This window comes from Arthrobacter sp. THG-b23, from assembly GCF_059091265.1.
In genome coordinates this window covers 83,349-106,495 of sequence record NZ_JBNHGM010000005.1, presented here as the reverse complement: position 1 = coordinate 106,495, position 23,147 = coordinate 83,349, and the positions used below count along the sequence as shown (strand labels likewise).

Sequence of the window (23,147 nt, the reverse complement as noted above, 5' to 3'; positions counted from 1 at the left end):
CGTCACCCGCGCCGACATCGGCCCGGTTCCGCGGCGCTCGGCCGGCCCGGGTACGCGCGCGTCCACCGGCGCCGACATCGGGCCGGTTCCGCTGGCCTAGCGGACCAGGGTCCGACAGCCCGCATGTAGACGACGCCCCTGCCGTTACCGGTGGGGGCGTTGTCTGCATCGGAGCCGCAGGACAGGACGGCGGGATACCATGCGCTGGAGCAGGTAGTCATCGGCTGAGCAGGGCGTGTCCGTTGGCCCGCCGGCGCCCGCAGATGATCTGATGGGAGTCCCGCCCCACACCAGACAGGCCGGCAGGCAAAACGCCTTCGCCGCCGGCGGGGCCATGCCCGCCGATTGAAGGAAGAACGGAAACAGATGGCTTCGACGCCCGCTGCCGAAATCGACATCACCAATGACCTGGTGCAGCGGTTGCTCTCGGACCAGTTCCCGGACCTCGCCCGGCTGTCCCTGGTGCGGGTGGCCAACGGGTGGGACAACGTGACGTTCAAGCTCGGGTCCGATCTGGCCATCCGGCTGCCGCGGCGCGGCGCGGCAGCCGACCTGGTGCTGCACGAACAACGGTGGCTGCCGTCCCTGGCCCCTGAGCTGCCCGTCGCCGTGCCTGCCCCGACGCGCTGCGGCAGCCCGACGTCGTACTATCCGTGGTCCTGGTCGGTCGTGCCGTGGCTGGAGGGCCGGGCTGCCTGGCGCCTCCGGCCGGAGGAGCGGCGTTCGCTGGCCCCGGGGTTGGCGGCGTTCGTGGCCGCGCTGCACCTGCCGGCCCCGTCCGGGGCCCCGGTGAACCCGGTGCGCGGAGTGCCGCTGGCCTCCCGCAACGCGGCCGTGGAGCAGCGCCTGGCCTCCAGGGCCATTCCGGAGGCAGAACGTGTCACGGCGCTGTGGCGCCAGCTGTCCGCCGTGCCCGGGTGGGAAGGACCGGCGCTGTGGCTGCACGGCGACCTTCACCCGGGAAACCTGGTGGTGGACGGCAACCGGTTGGCGGCCGTCATCGACTTCGGGGACATCACGGCGGGGGATCCGGCCACCGACCTGGCTGCCGCCTGGCTGGTGTTCGATGCCCCGGGGCGCCGGGAGTTTATCGCGGCCGTCGAAGCGCGCACCGACGTTTCCCCGGAGACCTGGCAGCGCGGCCGCGGTTGGGCGTTGAACATCGCGACCGTGCTGCTGACCTCCTCCGACGACAACCGGTTGTTGCGCGGCGTGGGGGAGCGGGCGCTGGCCGAGGTCCTGTCCGGGAGCTAGCACCCGCGCCGGAGCCGCAGTAGCATGACCGGATTGCCAACAGGAATTGCGTCTACAAGGAGGAGTGGCGATGCCCGGTTCTACAGGCCTGCAACTGCATGCAACGGTTTTGGGGGCACCGAATCCGTTGGCCTTGGCGGAGTTCTACGGTCGGCTGCTGGGTTGGGACATCCGCACCAACGAGCCCGACTGGGTGACACTGGCCAATCCGCACGGTGGGCCGGGGCTGTCCTTCCAGCTGGAGTCGGACTACCGCCGGCCGGTCTGGCCCGAAGAACCCGGCGAACAGCAAATGCTGATGCACCTGGACATCCTGGTCGACGACCTGGCCGCCGCCTGCCTTCACGCTGAAGCGGCCGGAGCCGAACTGGCCGGATTCCAGCCGCAGGACGACGTCCGGGTGTACTTCGATCCGGCGGGGCATCCGTTCTGCCTCTTCGAACACTAGACGCGCGGGCAGTCAAGCCGCCCCCGCTCCGGTTTGCGACCCTGCTCCACCTCATAAGCTGAGCAGGAGCCCAAACCGGAGCGCCGCCCCGGCCGGCGCTCCGGCTCGGAGCCACGCCTCAGGCCGGCTGTGCCGTGCCGTCGAACAGCCGGGAGCGGATCAGGAAGCGTTTGCCCTCCGGGGCCTCCACCGAGAACCCGCTGCCGCGCCCCTCCACCACGTCCACGGTCAGATGCGTGTGTTTCCAGTACGCGAACTGCTCCCGCGACATCCAGAAGTCCAGGCTCCCGCGGTCGGGAAGGTCGAACGTGCCCAGCAGCACGTCCGCATCGCCGGTGAGGAATTCACCGGCCGGATAGCACATGGGGGAAGAACCGTCGCAGCAGCCGCCGGATTGGTGGAACATCAGCGGCCCATGGGTCTCCCACAGTTTTTGCAGCAGCCCGACGGCCGGTCCGGTGAGCGCCACCCGGGAAAAGTCCTCCCCGGGCAGCGCCACCGCGGCCTCGAGCGCCGCCTCGTGTTTCGCAGCGGCAGGGGTGGGTCCACCCTGCCCCTGCGGTGAAGCAGACGCCATGACGTGACCTGTCTTTAGAAGAAGCCGAGCTTGTTCTCGTTGTAGCTGACCAGCAGGTTCTTGGTCTGCTGGTAGTGGTCCAGCATCATCGCGTGGTTTTCCCGGCCGATGCCCGAGGACTTGTAGCCGCCGAACGCCGCCCCGGCAGGGTAGGCGTGGTAGTTGTTCACCCACACCCGGCCGGCCTGGATTTCGCGCCCTGCCCGGTAGGCCACGTTTCCGTTGCGGCTCCACACTCCGGCCCCCAGCCCGTAGAGCGTGTCGTTCGCAATTTCCAGGGCTTCCTGATAATTTCCGAACCGGGTAACCGAGACAACCGGCCCGAAGATCTCTTCCTGGAAGATCCGCATGCTGTTGTCGCCCTCGAAGATGGTGGGCTTCACGTAGTAGCCTTCGGCGAGGTCACCGTCCAGGATGTTGCGGCCGCCGCCGGTCAGGATTTTGGCGCCCTCCTGCTGGCCGATGTCCATGTAGGACAGGATCTTCTCCAGCTGGTCGTTGGAGGCCTGGGCACCGAGCTGGGTGTCCGTGTCCAGCGGGTTGCCCTGGACGATCGACTCGGTCCGCGCCAGTGCGTCGGCCATGAACGAGTCGTAGATCGACTCCTGCACCAGCGCCCTCGACGGGCAGGTGCAGACTTCGCCCTGGTTGAACGCGAACAGGGTGAAGCCCTCCAGCGCCTTGTCGTAGAACGCGTCGTTTTCGGCGGCCACATCGGAGAAGAAGATGTTCGGGCTCTTCCCGCCCAACTCCAGCGTGACCGGAATCAGGTTCTGCGAGGCGTACTGGCTGATCAGCCGGCCGGTGGTGGTCTCGCCGGTGAACGCGATCTTGCGGATCCGCGGACTGGACGCCAGCGGCTTGCCGGCTTCCACGCCGAAACCGTTGACCACGTTGACGACGCCCGCCGGCAGGATGTCCGCGATCAGCTCCATCAGCACCAGGATGGACGCCGGTGTCTGCTCCGCGGGCTTCAGAACGACGGCGTTGCCCGCCGCCAGCGCCGGCGCCAGCTTCCAGGTGGCCATCAGGATGGGGAAGTTCCAGGGGATGATCTGCCCGACCACGCCCAGCGGCTCGTGGTAATGGTAGGCGGTGGTGTCGTCGTCCAGTTGGGACAGCCTGCCCTCCTGCGCCCGGACGGCCGAGGCGAAGTAGCGGAAGTGGTCAGCGGCCAGCGGGATGTCGGCGGCCAGGGTCTCGCGGACCGCCTTGCCGTTGTCCCAGGTCTCGGCCACGGCCAGCAGTTCCAGGTTCTCCTCGATCCGGTCTGCGATCCGGTTCAGGACTGCGGCCCGGTCCGCTACCGAGGTCTTGCCCCACGACGGTGCCGCCTTGTGGGCGGCATCCAAGGCGAGTTCGATGTCCTCGGCGGTACCGCGTGCCACTTCGCAGAACGGTTTGCCGGTCACGGGGGAGGGGTTCTCGAAATACTGGTTCTTCACCGGGGCGACCCATTCGCCGCCGATCCAGTTCTCGTAGCGCGGCTTGAAGCGTACTGGTGATCCCTCGGTTCCGGGCTGGGCGTAAACAGTCATGGTCGACTCCTTTGGCTTCGGTGTCCGGACCCCCACGGTCCGGCAGACGGCACTGTCTGTGTCCCCAGAGCCTACGGAGGGCAACGTTGCAATCAGGTTGCAGCGGCCGTCCTTGCGGCGGCGCCGGCCGCGGGACCCATCCGGTGGGGACGTCAGTCTCCGGTTCCGGCTGCACTGGCACCGTTTTCGAAGGAACCGTCAGTCCCCGGTTTCCAACTGTTCCAGCACCGCGACGACCCCGGCCCGCTTCGGTGAGCGCGGCGGCAGGAGGCGCAGCGCCGCCCGCCAGGCCTCGGCGTCGTACTTTGCTTCAGAAAGTTGCAGGTAGCGCATCACTTCTTCCGGCGAGGCGCTGCTGAGCACGGCCTCGCGCAGGGTGGCGCTGACGTGCCGGCGGAAACCGACGATCCCGGGCGCCTCCGACCGTGGAACGACCTGCCCCCGGTACACGTCAAGCGCCCGCCGGTGCGCCCCGCGGGCCAGGCACCGGAGGACCTGCTGCGCATCGACCGTCACTTTCTGGGGGAGGCGGTAGGGCCGGGATGCGGGGACGGCGGCAGGGCTGATACCAGCCAGCAGCTTGCGCAGCCGCACCATCTCGGCCCGCAAGGTGGCGCCTTGGGCCTGCGGGTTGAGCTGGTCCGCCAGCTCCTCGGCGGTGAGGCCGGCGGGGTGCAGGGCCAGCAGGGTGAGGATTTCCGTGTGCCGCTGCGACAACTCGATCCGCTGGCCGGCCAGTTCCAACAGTCCCTGGTCCCGGCCCGTGATGTGGAGGCTGGCCTTCGCGCGGGGTCCGGATTCGCCCTCCGGTGGAGCCGCCGTACCGCCGCGCCGTGGGGTGGGGCCGGCGGGCACCGTGCGGCTGCGTGTCCTCGGAGTGCGCCGGGCGGCGGCCTGGAGGCGAAGGATGCGCAGTTCTGCCTCGGCCGCCGCTACCGCCGCCCGGACCAAGGACAGCGTGTGGGGAGCGGCCGCTTCCTCCCCGCCGGTCAGATCCACGACGCCGAGAACAGCGCCGGTCTCCGGGTCACTGATGGGGACGGCGGTGCAGCTCCACGAGTGGACCGCCCGGCTGAAGTGCTCGGCACCGGCGATTTGGACCCCGCGGCCCAAGGCGAGCGCCGTGCCGGGTGCGCTGGTGCCCACGGTTGCTTCCGACCAATCGGTGCCGGGCATGAACATCATGTTCTCGGCGCGGTCCTTCAAACGGGCATCTCCGTCTACCCACAGCAGCCGCCCGTGCTGGTCTCCCACGGCCACCAGCATTCCCGCGTCGAGGCTGGGTTCCACCAGCAGCCGGCCGAAGACCGGCATGATGGCGGACAACGGATGGTTCCGCCGGAACACGTCCAGCGCGTCGGCGGCGATGACCAGCGGAGCCAGCGCACGATCGGGATCCGCCGCGTGTTGCAAGGACCGCTGCCAGGAGTCGCGCACCACTGCGCGCAGCCCCCTGATGCCCCCGGTCCCACCGGACGGTCGGACCGGATCCAGTCGTTCGTGCGCGGCGTAGGCCTGGTCCTGCACGGGCCGGGACGATGGCTGGGCTGGGTGCGGCACTGGAGAACCCCTTTGTACCGGATCACAGCCACGACCTGTGGCCGGGGTCACAGTCTAGCCTGCGCTTCCGCGGCCTTTCCACCGGCTTCCACGGCACGCGGTTTCCGCGCGGGTTTACATGTTTCCATGGGTCCGGCCGGCCTGGTGCTCCCGAGAGCTCAGGCGGCCACCAGGCGCAAGGGCAGCGAGGAGTAGCCCTTCAACGTGTTGTGCAGGTACGGGACCGGCGCGCCGGTGGGCTCAATCCGCTCCACGTTCCGTGCCAGCCAGGTCAGGACAACATGCATTTCCAGCCGGGTGATCGGCTGGCCGACGCAGCGGTGGATGCCGTTGCCGAAGGCGATCATGCTGGCTGCGTCGCGTTCAATCCGGAAGACGTCCGCATCGGGCCCGAACTGGGCTTCGTCCCGATTCGCAGACCCGAGGAACAAGGCGAGCTTGCTGCCGGCCGCCAGGCTGACGCCGGAAATCTCCGTGGCTGCCGACGTGGTCCGGTAGAACGACTGGAACGGGCTCTCGAAACGCAGCACCTCGTTGATGGCCAGCGAAACCATCTGCGGATTCTTCCGCAGGATGCGCCACTGTTCCGGATGTTCGGCGAAGAGCTTGAGGGCGTTCCCAATGCCGATCACCGTGGTGTCCAGGCCGGCCGACAGCAGCGCGCGCACCACCAGCGGCGCCATGTCCTCCGGCAGTTCGCCACGGTCGACGTACTGCCACAGCTGTTCACCCATCCCGCCGGGACTGAGGTTTTCCCGCCGCGTCCGGTCCATCACCCACTCCGGCGTCCCGGCACCTTGTTCAAAGTAGAAGCGGTGGCGTTCGTTTTCGGGGCCGAAGTGGCTGAAGTTCATAGCCCCATGCGTCAGCAGGTTCTCCTCGCGCCCGTCACGGGGAATGCCGACGGCGTCGCCAAACGCCCGGAGGGGGAACACTTCGGCCAGATCCTTGACGCCGTCGATGGAACCGCGCTCGAGCAGTTGGGGCAGCAACTGGTCGGCGAAGGCCTCGAATCCTGCCCGCAGGGCGCGGGTCCCCTTGGGCGAGATGACCCCGGCCATCGCGTCCCGCATCACGGTGTGCCGGGGCGGGTCCGACTCGAGGATGCCCTGCGGCCGCCAGTTCGGTTCCTTCAGCAGGTCTTTCGGGCCCACTCCCGCTCCGGAAATGAACGTTTCATGGTCCGCCAGGATGTCCCGGCACTCGCCGTACCGGGCGAAGGCCGGCACCTGGTACTTCTCCAGCCAAACCGCCGGCCCGGCTGCTCGCATGCGGTCGAACAGCCCGTACGGCTCGGCCAGCACCGCATCCGAATACGGGTCATCGGTGATTACCGGGATGCTGTGATGGGTCATGGTTGCCACGCGTTTGCCTCGCTTGCGTTGTAGGGAAGAAGTGCTTGCGAGCAAAGCTACCGTGCCCAGGACCCGACGGGTACTGTGACGCGCTCCACTTCGCCAGAACAGTTACGTAGAGTTGGCCTAGTGATCCGGGCCACAGCCCCGGGCGGCCGGGTGCGCCGGCCGCTTTAGCGAAAGGACACCGCGTGAAGGCGCTCTACAAGTCCGGCCCACAGGCCGGCTTCGAGCTGGTCGACCGGCCGGAACCGGAACCCGGCACCGGCGAGGTCAAGATCAAGGTCAACACCACGGGCATTTGCGGCACCGACCTGCACATCCAGGCCTGGGACGACTGGGCCGCGGGTGCGGTCCGGGCGCCGCTGATCCCCGGCCACGAGTTCTATGGCGAGGTCGTGGCGGCTGGCAGCGCCGTGCAGGACGTGCAGATCGGCGACCGGGTTTCGGGGGAGGGCCACATCGTCTGCGGGACCTGCCGGAACTGCCGCGCCGGCCGGCGGCAGATGTGCATCCGCACGGTCAGCGTCGGCGTGCAGCGGGACGGTGCCTTCGCCGAGTTCGTGGTGATCCCCGAAACCAACGTGTGGGTGCACACCGACCCGGCCGTCACGCCCGAACTGGGCGCGGTCTTCGATCCGTTCGGCAACGCCGTGCACACGGCACTGAGCTTTCCGCTGGTCGGCGAAGACGTCCTGATCACCGGCGCCGGGCCCATCGGGCTGATGGCCATAGCGGTGGTCCGCCACGCCGGCGCCCGCAAGATCGCCGTCACCGACGTGTCGGCCGAGCGGTTGGAGCTGGCCAAACAGATGGGCGCCGACATGGTGGTGGACGTCAGCCACGCCCGGGTGGCGGACGCACAACGGCAGCTCGAACTGGTCGAAGGCTTTGACATCGGGCTGGAGATGTCCGGCCGCGGCTCGGCCCTGCGCGCCATGATCGACAACATGACCCACGGCGGCCGGATCGCGCTGCTGGGGCTGCCGGCCGAAGACATCACCATCGACTGGGCCAAGGTCGTCACCCACATGCTCACGCTCAAGGGCATCTACGGGCGCGAGATGTTCGAAACGTGGTACGCGATGAGCGCCATGCTCTCCTCCAGCCCGGCCCTGCACGCGGCGATTTCCTCCGTGATCACCGATGTGCTGCCGGCCGCCGAATGGGAGCGCGGGTTCGAGACGGCCCGGCGGGGGACAAGCGGCAAAGTGGTCCTGGACTGGACACGGATTTAGGGGAGGGAAGCATGTACGGAACGCTCAAGGACCAGCTGGCCTCGGAGCTGGAAGAGATCCGCGCCGCCGGACTGTTCAAGGCCGAACGGCGCATCACCACCCCGCAGTCCAGCCACATCTCCGCCGGCCAGGATGGAGCAACCCGCGAGGTGCTGAACTTCTGCGCCAACAACTACCTGGGGTTGGCCGACCATCCGGACATCATCGCCACCGCGAAGGCCGCCCTGGACGAACGCGGATTCGGCATGGCCAGCGTGCGCTTCATCTGCGGCACGCAGGATCTCCACCTGCAGTTGGAGCGGGAAGTGTCGCGCTTCCTGGGCACCGAGGACACCATCCTGTTCTCGTCCTGTTTCGACGCCAACGGCGGGGTCTTCGAATCGTTGTTCGGGCCGGAGGACGCCATCATCTCGGACGCGCTGAATCATGCCTCGATCATCGACGGCATCCGGCTGTCCAAGGCCGGGCGGTTCCGCTACGCCAATCGGGACATGGCCGAACTTCAGGAGCGGCTGCAGCAGGCTGCGGCCATGAACGACGGCGCCGGCGCCCGGCGGACCGTGATCGTTACCGACGGCGTGTTCTCCATGGACGGTTACCTGGCCCCGTTGGAACGGATATGCGAACTGGCCGAGGAATACGGCGCGCTGGTGATGGTCGACGACTCGCACGCCGTCGGCTTCATGGGTGCCAACGGTGCCGGCACCCCGGAGCATGCCGGGGTGGCTGACAGGGTGGACATCTACACCGGCACCTTCGGCAAGGCGCTGGGCGGTGCCTCCGGCGGTTACGTGTCCGGCCGCCGCGAGATCGTTGCCGCGCTAAGGCAAAAGGCCCGGCCCTATCTGTTCTCCAACTCGGTCGCGCCGGCCATCGTTGCCGCCACCTTGAAGGCGCTGGAGCTGGTGGGCGGTTCGGCCGACCTTCGGTCCAGGCTGCAGGACAACACGGCGTTGTTCCGCCGGCGGATGGCCGAGGAAGGGTTCGACCTGCTGGAAGGCGGGCATCCGATCGTCCCGGTGATGTTCCACGACGCGGTCCTCGCCGGGCGGGTGGCGGAGGCCATGCTCGCCCACGGCGTGTACGTCACCGCCTTCAGCTATCCGGTGGTGCCCAAGGGCGCAGCGCGGATCCGCGTGCAGCTCTCGGCCGCCCATAGCGCCGACGACGTCGAGGCCTGCGTCGCGGCGTTCGTCGCCTCCCGGCATGAGGTCCAGCAGGCCTGACACTGCACGGCTCAGTGCGGCCCGCAGCGGACGCTGCAGGCCACTGGGCCGGCTGCCGGGGGCCGCGTCCAGGGGCGCGCGGCGCGCGGACCACTGGCTGACCGCCCGGCCCGCGGGCCCGGCTACTCGGCCCGGCCCGCGGTTTCCGCTTCGAAGGCGCGGTAGAAGCGCAGGCCGAGTTCGCGGGCGCCGGCGGCACTGTAGTGGATCTGTTCGGCGTCCTGGCTGGCGCCGGACGGGCCCTCGACGAACGCAGTCTGCAACCGCTGCGTCGCCACGGAGCGGTGGGCGGCCTCGATGCCGCGTCGCCGCGGGTCGTCGGGCAGCCATTCGGGCACCATGCCGCCGATCAGGAACGGCACCGGCCCCAGCGAGTCGCGGACGAGATCGATAATCTGCAGCAACTTGCGGCGGTACCAGGCCTCCGAGGCACCCAGCACCGCGTCGGACTCGCCCTGGTGCCACAGGACCGCCACCAGACGGTTGCGCGGATTCAGTGAGAGCGCCTGCCGGGCGGCATCCAGCGCGCGGCGGCACAGGTTCGTTCGGGCGGCTTTGTTGTCCGGGTCCCAGGAGTAGTCGGCGTTGCCGGTGATCGAGGTGCCGCCCAGGGCGGCGGGCACCAACAGCACCTTGCGGCCGGCCGGTTGCGCCAGCCACAGCTGCCGCGCGAATTCGAGACCCGGGCCCACCGCGGGCCGTCCGGCGACCCACACGCTGGAGACATGGCAGAGCGGTTCGCTGGCCGTGATGACGTGGCCGGCGGACGGGCCGGAACCCGCCAGTTGGTCGATGCCGTCCAGCTCCACATCGATGGCGGGGTCGAAGGGGAGGCCGCAGCCCTGCATGTTCGACTGGCCCAGCAACAGGACGATGTCATGCCCGGCCCGCCGGGGATCGACGCGCCCGTTGGGAGCGGTTTGCGCGGCGGCTGCCGGGGCGAGGATCCGGAGCAGCGCCCGGTGGGTGGCCGACGTCGGGTCCGCCACCAACCGCGCAATCTGTTCGTCGTCCGCCGGGGAATCCGGCCGGGCCGCGGCAGCTCCCGCCGTGCCCAGGGCGCCTGCACCGATGCCGGCCGCCAGCACGGGAACCGTCCGCTGCAGCAGCTTACGCCGGCTCGGCGTTCCCTCGGGTGTGTTGGCGACCATGCGGCAGGTCCTTCTGGTGCCGGCCCCCAAAGTTGCTGCGCCGCGTCCGGTCCGGCCTGCCGGACGCGACGGCTGTCCGGCACCAGTCTATGCCGAACACATCAGTTCAGTGCCGTGCCTGCTGCCTTTTCGACGGCGTCCACCAGCACGCCGCTGTCCACCAACAGGCGGACCGCCTCGATCTCCGGCGAGAGATAACGGTCGGTGTCCGGGCCGGCGACCGTTTTGCGGATCTCCCGGCGCACCGCGGTGACGGCGGGGGCGCTGCGGGAGGTCTCCACGCCGCCGTCGCGCATGTCCAGGGCGCGGGCACTCGTGAGCAGCTCGATGGCCAGCACCCGGGTCAGCCCGTCCAGGGCGCGGCGTAGCTTCAGCCCCGCGGACCACCCCATGGAGACATGGTCTTCCTGCATGGCCGAGGACGGGATGGAATCCACCGACGCCGGGTTGGCCAGCCGCTTGAGCTCGCTGACAATGCCCGCCTGGGTGTACTGGGCGATCATGTGCCCGGAGTCCACCCCCGGATCATCGGCCAGGAAAGCGTTCAGGCCATGGCTGCGGGCGGTGTCCAGGAACCGGTCGGTGCGGCGTTCGCTCATCGATGCAAGGTCCGCCACCGCGATGGCCAGGAAATCCAGCGCGTAGCCCACCGGTGCGCCGTGGAAGTTGCCGTTGGACTCCACCCGGCCGTCGGGGGTGACCACGGGATTGTCGACGGCGGAAGCCAGCTCATAGCCGGCCACCGATTCCACGTGGGCAAGCGTGGCGCGCGCCGCTCCGTGCACCTGGGGTGCGCAGCGCAGGGAGTACGCATCCTGGACCCGGGTGAACCGGTGCTGGGCATCGGCTCCTGCGGACTTTTGCTCTTCGATCAGGACGGAGCCGGACAGGATGGTGCGCATGTTGGCCGCGGCAGCGATCTGGCCGGGGTGCGGCCGGAGCGCGTGCAGGTCCTCGGCCAGCACCGAGTCGGTGCCGAGCAGGCCTTCGATGCTCATGGCGGCGGCGAGGTCGGCCGTTTTCAGCAGCCGGTGCAGGTCGGCCGACGCCATGATCAACATGCCCAGCATGCCGTCGGTGCCGTTGATCAGCGCCAGGCCTTCCTTCTCCCGCAGCTCCACCGGCTCGAGGCCCGCGGCGGCCAGGGCCTCTGCGGCCGCGACCAGTTCACCGTCCCTGGTGCGGACCTGGCCTTCACCCATCAGGGCGAGCGCGCAGTGGGCCAGCGGCGCGAGGTCCCCGGAGCAGCCCAGGGAACCGTATTCGCCGACCACCGGGGTGATGCCGGCGTTGAGGATGCCCGCGTAGGCCTGCGCCACCAGCGGGCGGACGCCGGTGCGGCCCGTGGCCATCGTGGCGAGCCGGTTAAGCATCAGCCCGCGCACGACCTCCCGGTCCACCTCGGCCCCTGACGAGGCAGCGTGGCTGCGGATCAGGCTGCGCTGCAGCTGGGTGCGCAGCTGAACCGGGATCTGCTTGGTGGCCAGGGCACCGAAGCCGGTGCTCACCCCGTAGTGCGGGACGTCGTCGTCCACCAAGGCCTCGATCACCTTGCGTGATTCGGCCATGGCCTGCAGCGACTCTTCGCTGAGTTCGACGGCGGCGCCGTGGCGGGCGACGGCGACAACCTCGGCGGGAGAGAGCGGTCCGACAGAGACGGAGACGGGGGCGGTCTGAAGCTGGGACATGGTGCCTTTCGAAAGTAGTGGGAGTGCGGGGCGGGGGCGGGGATCAGTCCGCGATCAGTGCATCATAGTCGGGCTCGTTCTCCAGCACGCCGTACTTGGTGGCCGCCGACCCCAGCTTCTGCAGGCCCTCCATGTTGACCTCCGGATACCAGCGGGACATCACTACCGTCTCGGCCAACTCGGGCGTGACCTTGGCATAATCCTGGATGATGGTGCGCACCTCGTCGTCGTTCTCGGAGGCGAACTTGAACGACTTCTCCAGCGCCCGGCGGAAGCGCTCCACGAGCTCGGGGTCCTCCTGCAGGGTTTGCTCGGAGGCGAAGTAGAAGGCCGAATCGAAGTCGTCGGTGAGGTCGGTCATCGGGCTGGCCACGATCTTTCCGCCGGCGTCCAGGATCTGGGTCCGGAACGGCTCCGTGGTCCAGGCGGCGTCGACGTCGCCGCGCTCCAGCGCCGCGGGCATGTTGGGGTACGGCATTTCGACGAAGTCGACGGCGTCCGGGTCGCCGCCGGCCTGCTCCACGGAGTTCCGGATGGTGACGTCGGCGAAGTTGTTCAGCGCGTTCACGGCCACCGTTTTGCCCACCAGGTCGGCGGCGCTCTCGATGCCGCTGTCCGGCATGGCCGCCACCTCGGTGACGTCTTCGCCGGGGACATTGGTGGAGCTCGAGCCGTTGGAGACCACCGTGATCGGCAGCCCCTTGTCCCGGGCGATCAGCAGCGAGACGACGTTGGAGTAGCCGAACTGGTATTCGCCGGTCATGACCGCCGGTACGATCGCCGCGCCGCCTTGTGCCAGCTGGACAGACAACTGGATGCCTTCGTCCTCGAAGTACCCCTCCTGCATGCCCAGATAGACCGGGGCAACGTCCGTGATCGGAATCAGGCCAAGATTCACCTGGTCCAGGCCGGCGTCCGCCGGCGCTCCCGCGGTTTCCGTTCCGCCACCGGTTGACGACGGGCTGCCGGAGCCGCAGCCCGTCAGCATGAGCGTGCCGGCCAGCGCCGCCGCCGAGGCGGTCGCAAGCAGGGAGCGGCGGGGCGTGGGGGCCACGAACAACTGTGGGCGCATCAGGATCTCCTTGTTCTGCCGGTACGCGGCATACCTGTTTCGAGCAATAAAACGACCGGGCTGATACCCGAAGCTACCCATCCAGCGCTGCCCCGGTCAAGGGTTTTCGGCTAAATTCTTGCCGCTCAATGAAATTGATGTTTTACTGGCTGCAATATTGCACAGTCAACGGAGGGCAGGCATGGCGACGACCGCGGATCCCACGACCAGGGCGGCGGACCGCACCCTGGCGCTGCTGCGCATCGTTTGCGAGAACGACGGCGTCAAGCTCGCCGATGCGGCCAAGGCGGTGGGCCTGTCGGCGTCGACCGCGCTGCGCCTGCTGCGCACGCTGGAAGCCAACGGGTTCGCAGCCAAACGGGACAACGCGCTCTACCGGCCCGGCTTCCGGATGGTGCAGCTGGGCGTGCAGGCCCTCAGCCACGAGTCGCTGGTCGATGCGGGCCGGGACGTCCTGCGCACGCTGGTGGACCAGACGGGGGAATCGGCGTACCTGAGCGTGACCGCCGGCAACGACCACGGGCTGTACATATCCATCGAAGAGGGCACCCACACCGTGCGCCACGTGAATTGGGTGGGCCGGACCTTCCCGATCGAGGGCAGCGCGGCCGGGGCGGCGCTCAGCGGACGGGTGGACCGGGGCGGGTTCACCGTCCAGGCGGACAGCGTGGAGGCCGACGTCACCGCGGTCGCGGCTCCGGTCATCGCCGGAGACAAAGTCATCGCCGCGCTGAGCATCGTCGCGCCCAGCTACCGCACCACCGCCGAAGCGGCCGAGAAATTCGGGCTGCTGCTGGCCGAACAGGCGGGCACGCTCTTCACCGCGCCGGAATTGGCGGCGGCACACAGGACCGAAGAACAACATCAGGCACGTACTTCCACGCCGGAAAGGGCATAACAATGACGTTCACCCAGCACGATCCTTCCCGCAGCATCCGGGCCCCCAGGGGCACCGCGCTGACCGCCAAGAGCTGGCAGACCGAGGCCCCGCTTCGGATGCTGATGAACAACCTGGATCCGGAAGTGGCGGAGCGTCCCGAGGACCTGGTGGTCTACGGCGGCACCGGCCGCGCGGCACGCTCCTGGGAAGCCTACGACGCGATCGTCAAGACGCTGGCGGAACTTGAGGACGACGAGACGCTGCTGGTCCAGTCCGGCAAGCCCGTGGGCGTGCTGCGGACCAATCCCTGGGCGCCGCGCGTGCTCATCGCCAACTCGAACCTGGTGGGCGACTGGGCCAACTGGCCGGAATTCCGCCGCCTCGAGGCCGAAGGGCTGATGATGTACGGCCAGATGACGGCCGGGTCCTGGATCTACATCGGCACCCAGGGAATTCTGCAGGGCACCTTCGAGACCTTCGCCGCCGTCGGGGCCAAGCTGCACGAGGCCGGCAGGACCGCCGCGCCCTCCCTAGCCGGAACGGTGACGCTGACCGGTGGCTGCGGCGGCATGGGCGGAGCCCAGCCGCTGGCGGTCACGCTCAACGACGGCGCCTGCCTGATCGTTGACGTGGACGAGGCCAGGCTGCGCCGCCGCGTGGGCAAGCGCTACCTGGACGAGGTGGAGACCGACCTGGACACCGCCGTCGCGAAGGTCATGAAGGCCAAGGAAGAAGGCCGCGGCTGGTCGGTGGGCTACGTGGGCAATGCCGCGGAGGTGTTCCCGGAAATCCTGCGCCGGCATCGGGCCGGCGAGATCACCGTGGACGTGGTCACCGACCAGACCTCCGCGCACGATCCGCTGTCTTACCTGCCGGAAGGCATTTCCGTGGCGGACTGGCAGCGCGAGGCCCAGGCCGATCCGGACGGCTTCACCAAGAAGGCCCAGGCCTCGATGGCCCGGCACGTGCAGGCCATGGTGGAGTTCCAGGACGCCGGCGCCGAGGTGTTCGACTACGGCAACTCGATCCGCGACGAGGCACGCAAGGGCGGCTACGAGCGCGCGTTCGAGTTCCCGGGCTTCGTCCCGGCCTACATCCGGCCGCTGTTCTGCGAGGGACTGGGCCCGTTCCGCTGGGTGGCGCTCTCCGGCGACCCGCAGGACATCGCCGTGACCGACGCCGCGCTGAAGGAACTGTTTCCGGAGAACGAGCACCTGCACCGGTGGCTGGACGCCGCCGCCGAGCGGGTGGAGTTCGAGGGGCTGCCGGCGCGGATTTGCTGGCTCGGCTACGGGGAGCGACACCAGGCCGGGCTGCTCTTCAACCGGCTGGTGGCCGAGGGCAAGGTCTCGGCGCCGATCGTGATCGGCCGCGACCACCTGGACTCCGGCTCCGTCGCCTCGCCGTACCGGGAGACCGAGGCGATGGCGGACGGCTCGGACGCCATCGCGGACTGGCCGCTGCTGAACGCCCTGACCGCCGCGAGCTCGGGGGCAACCTGGGTGTCCATCCACCACGGCGGCGGGGTCGGCATCGGCCGTTCCATCCACGCCGGCCAGGTGTCCGTGGCGGACGGCACGGAGCTGGCCGCGCAGAAGCTGGAGCGGCTGCTGACCAACGACCCCGGCATGGGAGTGATCCGGCACGTGGACGCCGGTTACGACCGCGCCGTCGAAGTCGCGGCCGAACGGGGCGTCCACATCCCGATGAGCAAATAGGCGGCCGGCAGATGCAGACTGTGACCTCGCTGCTGGAATCCATTGCCGACGTCGGCCGCGACGCTCAGCGCGGCGGATACTCGCGGCCGGTCTACTCCACCGCGGAACTGGGCCTGCGCGACTGGTTCGTCGACCAGGCCCAACGCCGCGGCCTGGGCGTGGAGACGGACCGCAACGGCATCATCTGGGCGTGGTGGGGCGAGCCGCAGCGCGGCGCGCTGGTCACCGGCAGCCACTTGGATTCGGTTCCCGGCGGCGGCGCCTTCGACGGGCCGCTGGGCGTCGCGTCCGCGCTCGCCGCCGTCGACGTCCTCAAGGAGCGAGGCATCCAGCCGAACAGGCCGCTGGCCGTCACCGTCTTCCCGGAAGAAGAAGGCTCGCGGTTCGGTGTGGCGTGCCTGGGCTCGCGGCTGCTGGCCGGCGCGATCGATCCCGACAAGGCCCGGAACCTTCGCGACGAGAGCGGCAACACCTTTGCCGACGTAGCCCGGGCCAACGGGCTGGATCCTGCGCACATCGGGCGCGACGACGAGGCGCTGGCGCGGATCGGCGACTTCGTCGAGCTGCATGTGGAGCAGGGCCGCGGCCTGGGCGAGGACGGACCGGCCATCGCCGTCGGCAGTTCCATCCTGGGCCACGGGCGGTGGCGCATCAGTGTCGCCGGCCAGGGCAACCACGCCGGCACCACCCTGATGGCCGACCGCGCCGACCCGATGGTTGCCGCCGCGCAGATCATCCTGGCCGTGCAGCAGGCCGCCGCCAGGCAGCCCGACGCCCGGGCCACCGTCGGGCGGATCCAGCCGGTGCCCGGCGGGACCAACGTGATCGCCTCGCGCGTGGATCTGTGGCTGGATGCCCGCCACCCGGACGACGCCGTCACCGCGCACTTGGTCGAAACGATTCACGGAAAGGCGCAGAAGATCGCCGCGTTCGAGGGCTGCTCCGTGTCGCTGACGGAAGAGTCCTACAGCGGAACCGTGCACTTCGACTCCGCGCTGCAGCGCCAACTGGAGAACGCCCTGCCCGGCGCGCCGGTGCTGGCCACCGGCGCAGGACACGACGCCGGAGTGCTGGCCTCGCGGGTGCCGTCCGGCATGCTGTTCGTGAAAAACCCGTCCGGCATCTCCCACTCCCCGGAAGAATACGTGGAGCCCTGGGACGCGGACGCCGGCGCGGAAGCCTTGGCGGACGTGCTCGAGGCCCTGCTGTGAGCAGTATCTGGTGCGAACGCGCCTGGCTGGGCCCGGACGGCGTGTCCGACGGAGTCCTGGTTGAATGCGACGACGGCGGAACCGTGACGCGGGTGGCTGCGGCGCCCCGGCCCGATCCGGCCGACGGCGCGCTGGTGCTCGACGGCGTGGTCTTTCCCGCCGCCGCCAACGCACACTCACACGCGTTCCACCGGGTGCTGCGGGGCCGCACGCACACCGGCCGGGGCGACTTCTGGACCTGGCGGGAGCAGATGTACCGCGCGGCCGGGATCCTGACGCCGGAGAACTACGAGCGCCTGGCCACGGCCGTGTTCGCGGAGATGGTGGCGGCCGGCTTCAGCAGCGTTGCGGAGTTCCACTACGTCCACCACCGCCCGGACGGAACCCCGTACGGAGCCACATCGCCGGACCACGGGAGCCGCGACGGGCAGGAGGCCGCCGGCGACGACCCCGACAGCGCCGGGTATGGCGGGCACGCAATGGAACTGTCGCTGTGCCGGGCCGCCGAGGCGGCAGGCATCCGGCTGACGCTGCTGGACACCTGCTACCTGTCCGGCGGCATCGGCACCCCGCTGGCCCCGGAGCAGCAGCGCTTCGGCGACCGCGACGTGCAGGCCTGGCTCGCCCGGCTGGACTCGCTGCGCCGCGTCGTTGCGGACCGGTTCGACCCGGCCCGCATCACGGTGGGCGCCGCCCTGCACTCGGTCCGCGGCGTGCCCGAGGCGGCGCTGCCGTTCATCGCCGAGCACCTGCCCGCCGGGCTGCCGCTGCACATCCACCTCTCCGAGCAGCCGGCCGAGAACGAGGCCTGCCTGGCCGCCTACGGCGTGACACCGGCCGGCCTGCTGGCCCGGCACGGGCTGCTGTCGCCGCGCCTGAGCGCCGTCCACGCCACCCACCTGACCGCCGAAGACATCGCGCTGCTCGGGAAGGCCGGTGCCACGGTGGTGATGTGCCCGACCACGGAGGCGGACCTGGCCGACGGAATCGGCCCCGCCCGGGAGCTGGCAGACGCCGGCGCCCGGATCGCCGTTGGCACCGACCAGCACGCCTTCATCGATCCGTGGCTGGAGATGCGGGCGCTGGAACACGGCGAACGGCTGGCCAGCGGCCAGCGCGGCCGGTTTGCGCCGGCCGAGCTGCTGGGGTCGGCGTCCGCCGGAGCCGCCGCCGCGATGGGCACCCCGGTGGCCGGCATCGCCGTCGGAATGGCCTGCGATCTGGTGGCCGTGAACCCCGGCACTGTCCGCACGGTAGGCTCAGAGCCCGGGCAATTGCCGCTGAGCGCCAGCGCAGCGGACGTTTCCGCCGTCGTCGTTGCCGGTGACTTGCTGGCCGTCAACGGCCACCACCGGCGCCTGGGTTGGCCGGCCGAGCTGCTGGCCGACGCCCTGAAGGAGTTTGAATGAGTACTGTCGTCACCAACATCGGCGAACTGCACACGCAGGACCCGGCCCGCGGCGCGGACTCTGTGCTGCACGATGCCGCGGTGATCATCGAGGGGGAGCGCATCGCGTGGCTCGGCCCCGCGGCCCAGGCCCCCGATGCCGACGAGCAGTTCGACGCCGGCGGACGGGCCGTGCTGCCGGGCTGGGTGGATTCACACACGCACCTGGTCTTTGCCGGAGACCGCACCGCCGAGTTCGAAGCCCGGATGGCGGGCGAGTCCTATCAGGCCGGCGGGATCGCCGTCACCACCGGCGCAACCCGCGAAGCCAGCGACTACGATCTCACCCGCCTGCTGCTGGCCCGGGTGGCGGAGGCGGCTGCCGGCGGCACCACCTACCTGGAGACCAAGACCGGCTATGGCCTGGACGTGGAGCAGGAGGCCCGCAGCGCCCGCATCGCGTCCACGGTGGCGGATGAAGTCACGTATCTCGGGGCGCACCTGGTGCCGGACGGCATCGATGCCGACGAATACACCGACCTGGTCTGCGGGGACATGCTCGCAGCCGTCAGGCCGTACGTGCAGTGGGCCGACGTGTTCTGCGAACGCGGCGCCTTCACCGAGGCCCAGTCGCGCCGCGTGCTGGCTGCCTGCCGCGACGCCGGCCTGGGCCTGCGCGTGCACGGCAACCAGCTGGGTGAAGGTCCCGGCGTGCGGCTCGCCGTGGAATTCGGGGCGGCCAGCGTGGACCACGTGAACTACCTGTCCGACGACGACGTCGCCGCGCTCGCCGGCACCTGGGCGGGCTGGGACCGGGCCAGCGGCACGGGGGAGCGCGGCACGGTGGCCACCTGCCTGCCGGCCTGCGATTTGTCCACGCGGCAGCCACTGGCGCCCGGCCGGCAACTGCTTGACGCCGGCGTGGAAATCGCCCTGGCGTCCAACTGCAACCCTGGGACCTCGTTCACGAGCTCCATGAACTTCTGCGTCACCACCGCCGTCCTGCAGATGGGACTCAGCGTGCACGAGGCGGTCCGGGCCGCCACCTACGGCGGGGCGCTGGCGCTCGGGCGGCATGCCGGTGTGGACGCGGAAGGCCAGCGTGCCGTGGGTTCCCTCGCCGTCGGTCATCGCGCCGACCTGCACCTGCTCAACGCCCCTTCGGCCACCCACCTCGCCTACCGCCCCGGCATGCCCCTGACGGCCGCGGTGTGGCGGGCTGGCGTGCGGTCGGCCGTGGGCGCCTAGGGGCGTGTGGCCCTCCCCGGGCTCCTGAAGGCCAGGAGCGGCCTTCAGCCGATGTGTTCGTAGCGGTTGGGGTCCTTGACGTCGTGGCAGTGGGCCAGGACCTCGACGGCACGCTCGGCGTCGTGGTCCTTGAGCGCCTGGAGGATGCTGCGGTGGTCGTGGATGACCTTGGCCTGGTGGTCCGGTCCCTGCCGGTACGTCAAGGTAATCCGGTGCTGGATGGGGTGGTTCCAGATGGAGGAGATCACGCCGCGCAGGTAGTCGTTGTCCGACGGTTCGATGAGGGCCAGATGGAACGTCCGGCCCAGCCGGAAGAGTTCACCGCTGTCCTGAGGGTCGACGGTTTCCGTCTCGTCCACGAGGCTGCTGAGCCGCACCAGCTGCTGCGGTGTGTAGGAGCCGATGGCGTCCCGGACCGCGAGTGATTCCAGGGCGTAGCGCACCTTGAAGACGTTCTCGATCTCACGCTCGTCGAGCTGGTTGACGATATAACCCTTGCCCGGGACGAGGGTGGTCAGTCCTTCCAGCGTCAGCTGGGTGAGTGCGTCGCGGACGGGCGTGCGGGAGACGCCGTATTGTGCCGCCACCGACTCCTGGGCCAGGGCTGACCCCGGTTGGATGGATCCGCTGATGATGTCGGCGCTCAACTGCTCGTGGACGCGGACCGACAGCGGCCTCACGTCATTCGGTATCGCAGCCATGATGGCCTCCTTCTGTTTTCCATAGTGCACTCTATAGTCCAGCCTGCGGCAGCACCCGGAACGGCGAGGCAAGAAACCCCGAAACGGGGGACTTCCCACCCTCCGGACGAAAGTGCTTGACGTCACACTCCGGCTCTGAATACAGTGTATACACACGTGATGGAGGAGAACCTAAAATGTATGTGCTGAACACTTGGTACGTGGCGGCGTGGTCAACGGAGGTCACGCGCAAGCCGGTGCGGCGGGTCATTTGCGAGCAGCCGATCGTCCTGTTCCGGACCCAGGACAACGAAGCCATTGCCCTTGCGGACCGCTGCGCGCACCGCGCCTTCCCGCTCTCCGAAGGCCGGACCATCGGTGATTCGGTGGAGTGCGGATACCACGGCTTCACCTACGGCCCGGACGGCATGTGCACCAAAGTGCCGGCCCAGTCGACAATCCCCGAGCGCGCAAAGGTGCGCAAATACCCGGTGGTGGAGCAGGACGGGTGGATCTGGGTCTGGACCGGCGATCCGGAACTGGCCGATCCGGCCGATGTCCCGGATACCCACTGGATGGTGGATCCCGAGTGGGCCACCGTCACCCATTCGTACCACTTCAAGTGCCGGGCCGACCTGATCCACGACAACCTGCTGGACCTGACCCACGAGTCCTTCCTGCACAAGACCACCGTGGGGGATGACTACATCTACGAGCACGGCATCACGGTGGAAGTGGAGGGCAACGTGGTCAGCGTCGACCGCCTGATGCCCTCGGTGGAAGCGCCGCCGCTCTACGCCGAAACCATGGACGCCCGCGGACTGTTCGACCGCTTCCACTGCACGGAGTTCTTCGTGCCGAACCTGCATGTTTTGCACTCCGGCATCACCGGAGAGGGCAAGCCGCGCGAAGAGGGCTTCCTGATCAAGGTGCTGAACGGCATCACACCGATCGATCAGCACAATTCCTGGTACTACTACGCCTTCAGCCGCAACTTCGCCGTCGACAATGAGCAGGCGACCGAGGACCTCCGCGTAGGTTTGGCGACGGTCCTGGACGAGGACGCATCGGCGCTGGAGGCCCAGGAAATCGGGATGCAGACCCGGCCCGAGGGCGAGTTCGATGTCCTGATCGCTCAGGACGGCGGGGTCGCGAAGGCGCGGCGCGTCCTGGCCGCGCTGCTGAAAAAAGAGCAGCAGGCCAAGTCCGCCCCCGCTTCGGCCGCCCGCCGGGAGCCGGTTGCTCCCAGGATGGCCTAGGTGCCCACATGTGGATGCTGATTAGAGCCAACGCGCTCGGTGCGGAGACCTCGGCCGAGTCGGGCGCCAAGATCCTTGCGGCGTGTCCGGATTCAGCCGAGCGCGGCGACCCGTGGCGCTGGACGGTGGCGCTGGATGAAACCGGCCCGGAGCCCGCCGTCGCACTCGAAGCCGACGAGAGTTACATTGCCTCCGAAAGCCAGCGCTACACCGGCAACCACACCGGCACGTTGCAGCGCGTGCCCGGCGAGCAGCTGATTGTGGCCGGACTGGCCGGCGAGGCGTTGGTTGCCGCGCAGGGTGGCCCATGGCAGCGCTGGCTGCGCGCCGGCGACATCTTCATTGTTGAAGGCGAGGATGGCGAGGAAATCCGGCTTTCGCTGGCCGGGGGAGCATCCGCGGTCCAAGTCATCACCCTCGCCCCGCGGAAGGCCAAGGTGCTGCGCTGGGTCCCCTGACCGCTATTCGCTGACCATCTGCACCGCGCAATACCCACCGCAATTGCGATCCACCGGGCAATTGTGCGATCTGGCTGGATCCAGTGGTGGCCGTCGCGCTGCGGCGTCCACTTGGTTTTCCCGCCGCTGCCTGCTGCACCCTGCACCTGAAATTGAAGCACCGAGGCATTGATCGTCTCCTGATCAGTGCGGATATCCATACCGGACAACGCCGTCCGGACCATGAAAGGAAAGTCCATGCGTCATTCACGTCAACGTGCCATCCGTGCCAATCTCCTCACGGGAACTGTGCTGCTGGCCGCGCTGTCCCTGGCTGCCTGCACGAACGCCTCGGGTGCGGCTACCGACTCCGGGAACACAGCCGCTCCGGCCGCTTCCGGCGCTGCGGCGGGACCCGTGGAGATCAACGAAGCAGCCCGGGACCTGCTGCCGGAGGGAATCCTGTCCGCCGGGAAGCTGAAGGTCGCCTCCGACCCGACCTACGCACCGTTCGAGTACTACGACACCGACAACCAGACGATGATCGGCTTCGACGTTGACTTCTCCGATGCCGTCGGCGCGGCGTTGGGACTGGAGGTGGAGCACGTGCCGGCAACGTTCGACACGATTTTGGCGGGCTTGGCCTCCGGGAAGTACGACATGGCGATGTCGGCCTTCTCGGTCACGCCCGAACGCGAGAAGATCGTCGATTTCGTGCCGTACCTCAACACCGGCACGGGCATCGCCGTCGCCCCCGGAAATCCACTGGGCATCTCCATGGACCCCATGACGATGTGCGGAAAGAAGATTGCCGGCCAGAAGGGGTCCATCCAATCGATGGAGTACCTGCCGGAGTTCTCCAAGGAATGCACGGCCGCCGGCAAGGAAGCGATCAAGATCCAGAACTTTCCCGGGCAGACCGACGCCAACCTCGCGCTGACGTCCGGCCGGGTTGACGGGGTCATCGCCGACAGCATGCCGCTGGCCTTCCAGGGGAAGGAAGCCAAGGGCCAGTTCGAACTGGCCGAGGGCGAGGATCACGATCCGGCACCCTTCGGTATCGCTCTGGCCAAGGACACCGGGATGAAGGAAGCCGTAGCGGCGGCGGTGAAGGGCATTATCGCCGATGGCCACTACGAGGAAATCGGCGAGAAGTGGGACTTCCCCAAGTCCGTGCTGATCCCGGCCGACGCGCTTGAGGCGAAGTAGCGAAAGAGGAG

Annotated in this window: 20 protein-coding genes; 12 read left to right on the top strand and 8 right to left on the bottom strand. The window is 68.9% G+C overall.

Annotated features, from left to right (window positions below; translation table 11 throughout):
* Positions 1–366: 366 nt before the first annotated feature.
* Positions 367–1,254 carry an aminoglycoside phosphotransferase family protein gene (locus AC5RVD_RS11065; RefSeq protein ID WP_494126932.1) on the top strand — a complete coding sequence of 296 codons (888 nt, stop codon included), beginning with the start codon at positions 367–369 and terminating at the stop codon, positions 1,252–1,254.
* A gap of 70 nt (positions 1,255–1,324) precedes the next feature.
* Complete coding sequence (locus tag AC5RVD_RS11060; RefSeq protein WP_494111442.1) at positions 1,325–1,702, top strand: VOC family protein; 378 nt, start codon at positions 1,325–1,327, stop codon at positions 1,700–1,702.
* A gap of 118 nt (positions 1,703–1,820) precedes the next feature.
* On the opposite strand, the gene AC5RVD_RS11055 is transcribed toward AC5RVD_RS11060, so the two are convergent.
* The 4 genes from AC5RVD_RS11055 to AC5RVD_RS11040 all read right to left on the bottom strand — a co-directional run bounded on the left by AC5RVD_RS11055 (position 1,821) and on the right by AC5RVD_RS11040 (position 6,732).
* Positions 1,821–2,279, bottom strand: a complete 459-nt coding sequence (locus AC5RVD_RS11055) for a DUF779 domain-containing protein (RefSeq protein WP_494111441.1) — start codon at positions 2,277–2,279, stop codon at positions 1,821–1,823.
* Between the two features lie 14 nt (positions 2,280–2,293).
* Positions 2,294–3,817 carry an acetaldehyde dehydrogenase ExaC gene (gene exaC, locus AC5RVD_RS11050; RefSeq protein WP_494111440.1) on the bottom strand — a complete coding sequence of 508 codons (1,524 nt, stop codon included), beginning with the start codon at positions 3,815–3,817 and terminating at the stop codon, positions 2,294–2,296.
* A gap of 198 nt (positions 3,818–4,015) precedes the next feature.
* Complete coding sequence (locus AC5RVD_RS11045) at positions 4,016–5,377, bottom strand: GAF domain-containing protein (protein WP_494126931.1); 1,362 nt, start codon at positions 5,375–5,377, stop codon at positions 4,016–4,018.
* A gap of 158 nt (positions 5,378–5,535) precedes the next feature.
* Positions 5,536–6,732: a cytochrome P450 gene (locus tag AC5RVD_RS11040; protein WP_494126997.1), complete on the bottom strand. Its 1,197-nt coding sequence runs from the start codon at positions 6,730–6,732 to the stop codon at positions 5,536–5,538.
* Between the two features lie 191 nt (positions 6,733–6,923).
* Between AC5RVD_RS11040 and tdh the strand changes: the two genes are divergently transcribed.
* Together tdh and AC5RVD_RS11030 are read left to right on the top strand one after the other, a co-directional pair.
* Complete coding sequence (gene tdh / locus AC5RVD_RS11035) at positions 6,924–7,970, top strand: L-threonine 3-dehydrogenase (protein ID WP_494126930.1); 1,047 nt, start codon at positions 6,924–6,926, stop codon at positions 7,968–7,970.
* A gap of 11 nt (positions 7,971–7,981) precedes the next feature.
* Entirely contained in the window at positions 7,982–9,196 is a 1,215-nt protein-coding gene (locus tag AC5RVD_RS11030; protein ID WP_494126929.1) for a glycine C-acetyltransferase, read from the top strand.
* A gap of 122 nt (positions 9,197–9,318) precedes the next feature.
* Here AC5RVD_RS11030 and AC5RVD_RS11025 read toward each other — a convergent pair whose 3' ends face one another.
* The 3 genes from AC5RVD_RS11025 to AC5RVD_RS11015 all read right to left on the bottom strand — a co-directional run bounded on the left by AC5RVD_RS11025 (position 9,319) and on the right by AC5RVD_RS11015 (position 13,107).
* The gene (locus AC5RVD_RS11025) at positions 9,319–10,347 is read right to left on the bottom strand and encodes a sialate O-acetylesterase (RefSeq protein WP_494111436.1); all 1,029 of its coding nucleotides are present in this window, start codon (positions 10,345–10,347) and stop codon (positions 9,319–9,321) included.
* Positions 10,348–10,448: 101 nt separating this feature from the next.
* Positions 10,449–12,035, bottom strand: a complete 1,587-nt coding sequence (hutH, locus tag AC5RVD_RS11020; RefSeq protein WP_494126928.1) for a histidine ammonia-lyase — start codon at positions 12,033–12,035, stop codon at positions 10,449–10,451.
* Between the two features lie 43 nt (positions 12,036–12,078).
* Positions 12,079–13,107, bottom strand: coding sequence for an ABC transporter substrate-binding protein (locus tag AC5RVD_RS11015; RefSeq protein WP_494122857.1), 1,029 nt, complete (start codon positions 13,105–13,107; stop codon positions 12,079–12,081).
* Between the two features lie 181 nt (positions 13,108–13,288).
* On the opposite strand from AC5RVD_RS11015, the gene AC5RVD_RS11010 reads away from it, so the two are divergent.
* The 5 genes from AC5RVD_RS11010 to hutI are packed head-to-tail and all read left to right on the top strand — an operon-like array spanning position 13,289 to position 19,551.
* Positions 13,289–14,005, top strand: a complete 717-nt coding sequence (locus AC5RVD_RS11010) for an IclR family transcriptional regulator (RefSeq protein ID WP_494111433.1) — start codon at positions 13,289–13,291, stop codon at positions 14,003–14,005.
* Between the two features lie 2 nt (positions 14,006–14,007).
* Positions 14,008–15,705: a urocanate hydratase gene (gene hutU / locus AC5RVD_RS11005; protein ID WP_494126927.1), complete on the top strand. Its 1,698-nt coding sequence runs from the start codon at positions 14,008–14,010 to the stop codon at positions 15,703–15,705.
* An 11-nt stretch (positions 15,706–15,716) separates the two neighbouring features.
* Positions 15,717–16,916 carry an allantoate amidohydrolase gene (locus AC5RVD_RS11000; protein ID WP_494126926.1) on the top strand — a complete coding sequence of 400 codons (1,200 nt, stop codon included), beginning with the start codon at positions 15,717–15,719 and terminating at the stop codon, positions 16,914–16,916.
* A complete protein-coding gene (locus AC5RVD_RS10995; protein ID WP_494126925.1) occupies positions 16,913–18,325 on the top strand; it encodes an amidohydrolase family protein in 1,413 nt (470 codons plus the stop codon). The genes AC5RVD_RS11000 and AC5RVD_RS10995 overlap by 4 nt, the downstream gene beginning before the upstream one ends.
* Positions 18,322–19,551 carry an imidazolonepropionase gene (gene hutI / locus AC5RVD_RS10990; protein ID WP_494126924.1) on the top strand — a complete coding sequence of 410 codons (1,230 nt, stop codon included), beginning with the start codon at positions 18,322–18,324 and terminating at the stop codon, positions 19,549–19,551. Before AC5RVD_RS10995 ends, hutI begins: the two co-directional genes overlap by 4 nt.
* A gap of 44 nt (positions 19,552–19,595) precedes the next feature.
* Here hutI and AC5RVD_RS10985 read toward each other — a convergent pair whose 3' ends face one another.
* Positions 19,596–20,252, bottom strand: coding sequence for a GntR family transcriptional regulator (locus tag AC5RVD_RS10985; protein ID WP_494126923.1), 657 nt, complete (start codon positions 20,250–20,252; stop codon positions 19,596–19,598).
* Positions 20,253–20,428: 176 nt separating this feature from the next.
* Here AC5RVD_RS10985 and AC5RVD_RS10980 point away from each other — a divergent pair, with 176 nt between their 5' ends.
* From AC5RVD_RS10980 to AC5RVD_RS10970, 3 genes are all read left to right on the top strand, one after another.
* Complete coding sequence (locus AC5RVD_RS10980) at positions 20,429–21,490, top strand: aromatic ring-hydroxylating dioxygenase subunit alpha (RefSeq protein WP_494126922.1); 1,062 nt, start codon at positions 20,429–20,431, stop codon at positions 21,488–21,490.
* Between the two features lie 8 nt (positions 21,491–21,498).
* Complete coding sequence (locus tag AC5RVD_RS10975; protein WP_494126921.1) at positions 21,499–21,948, top strand: hypothetical protein; 450 nt, start codon at positions 21,499–21,501, stop codon at positions 21,946–21,948.
* A gap of 237 nt (positions 21,949–22,185) precedes the next feature.
* On the top strand, positions 22,186–23,136 hold the full coding sequence (locus tag AC5RVD_RS10970) for an ABC transporter substrate-binding protein (protein ID WP_494126920.1): 951 nt from the start codon (positions 22,186–22,188) through the stop codon (positions 23,134–23,136).
* Positions 23,137–23,147: the final 11 nt, after the last annotated feature.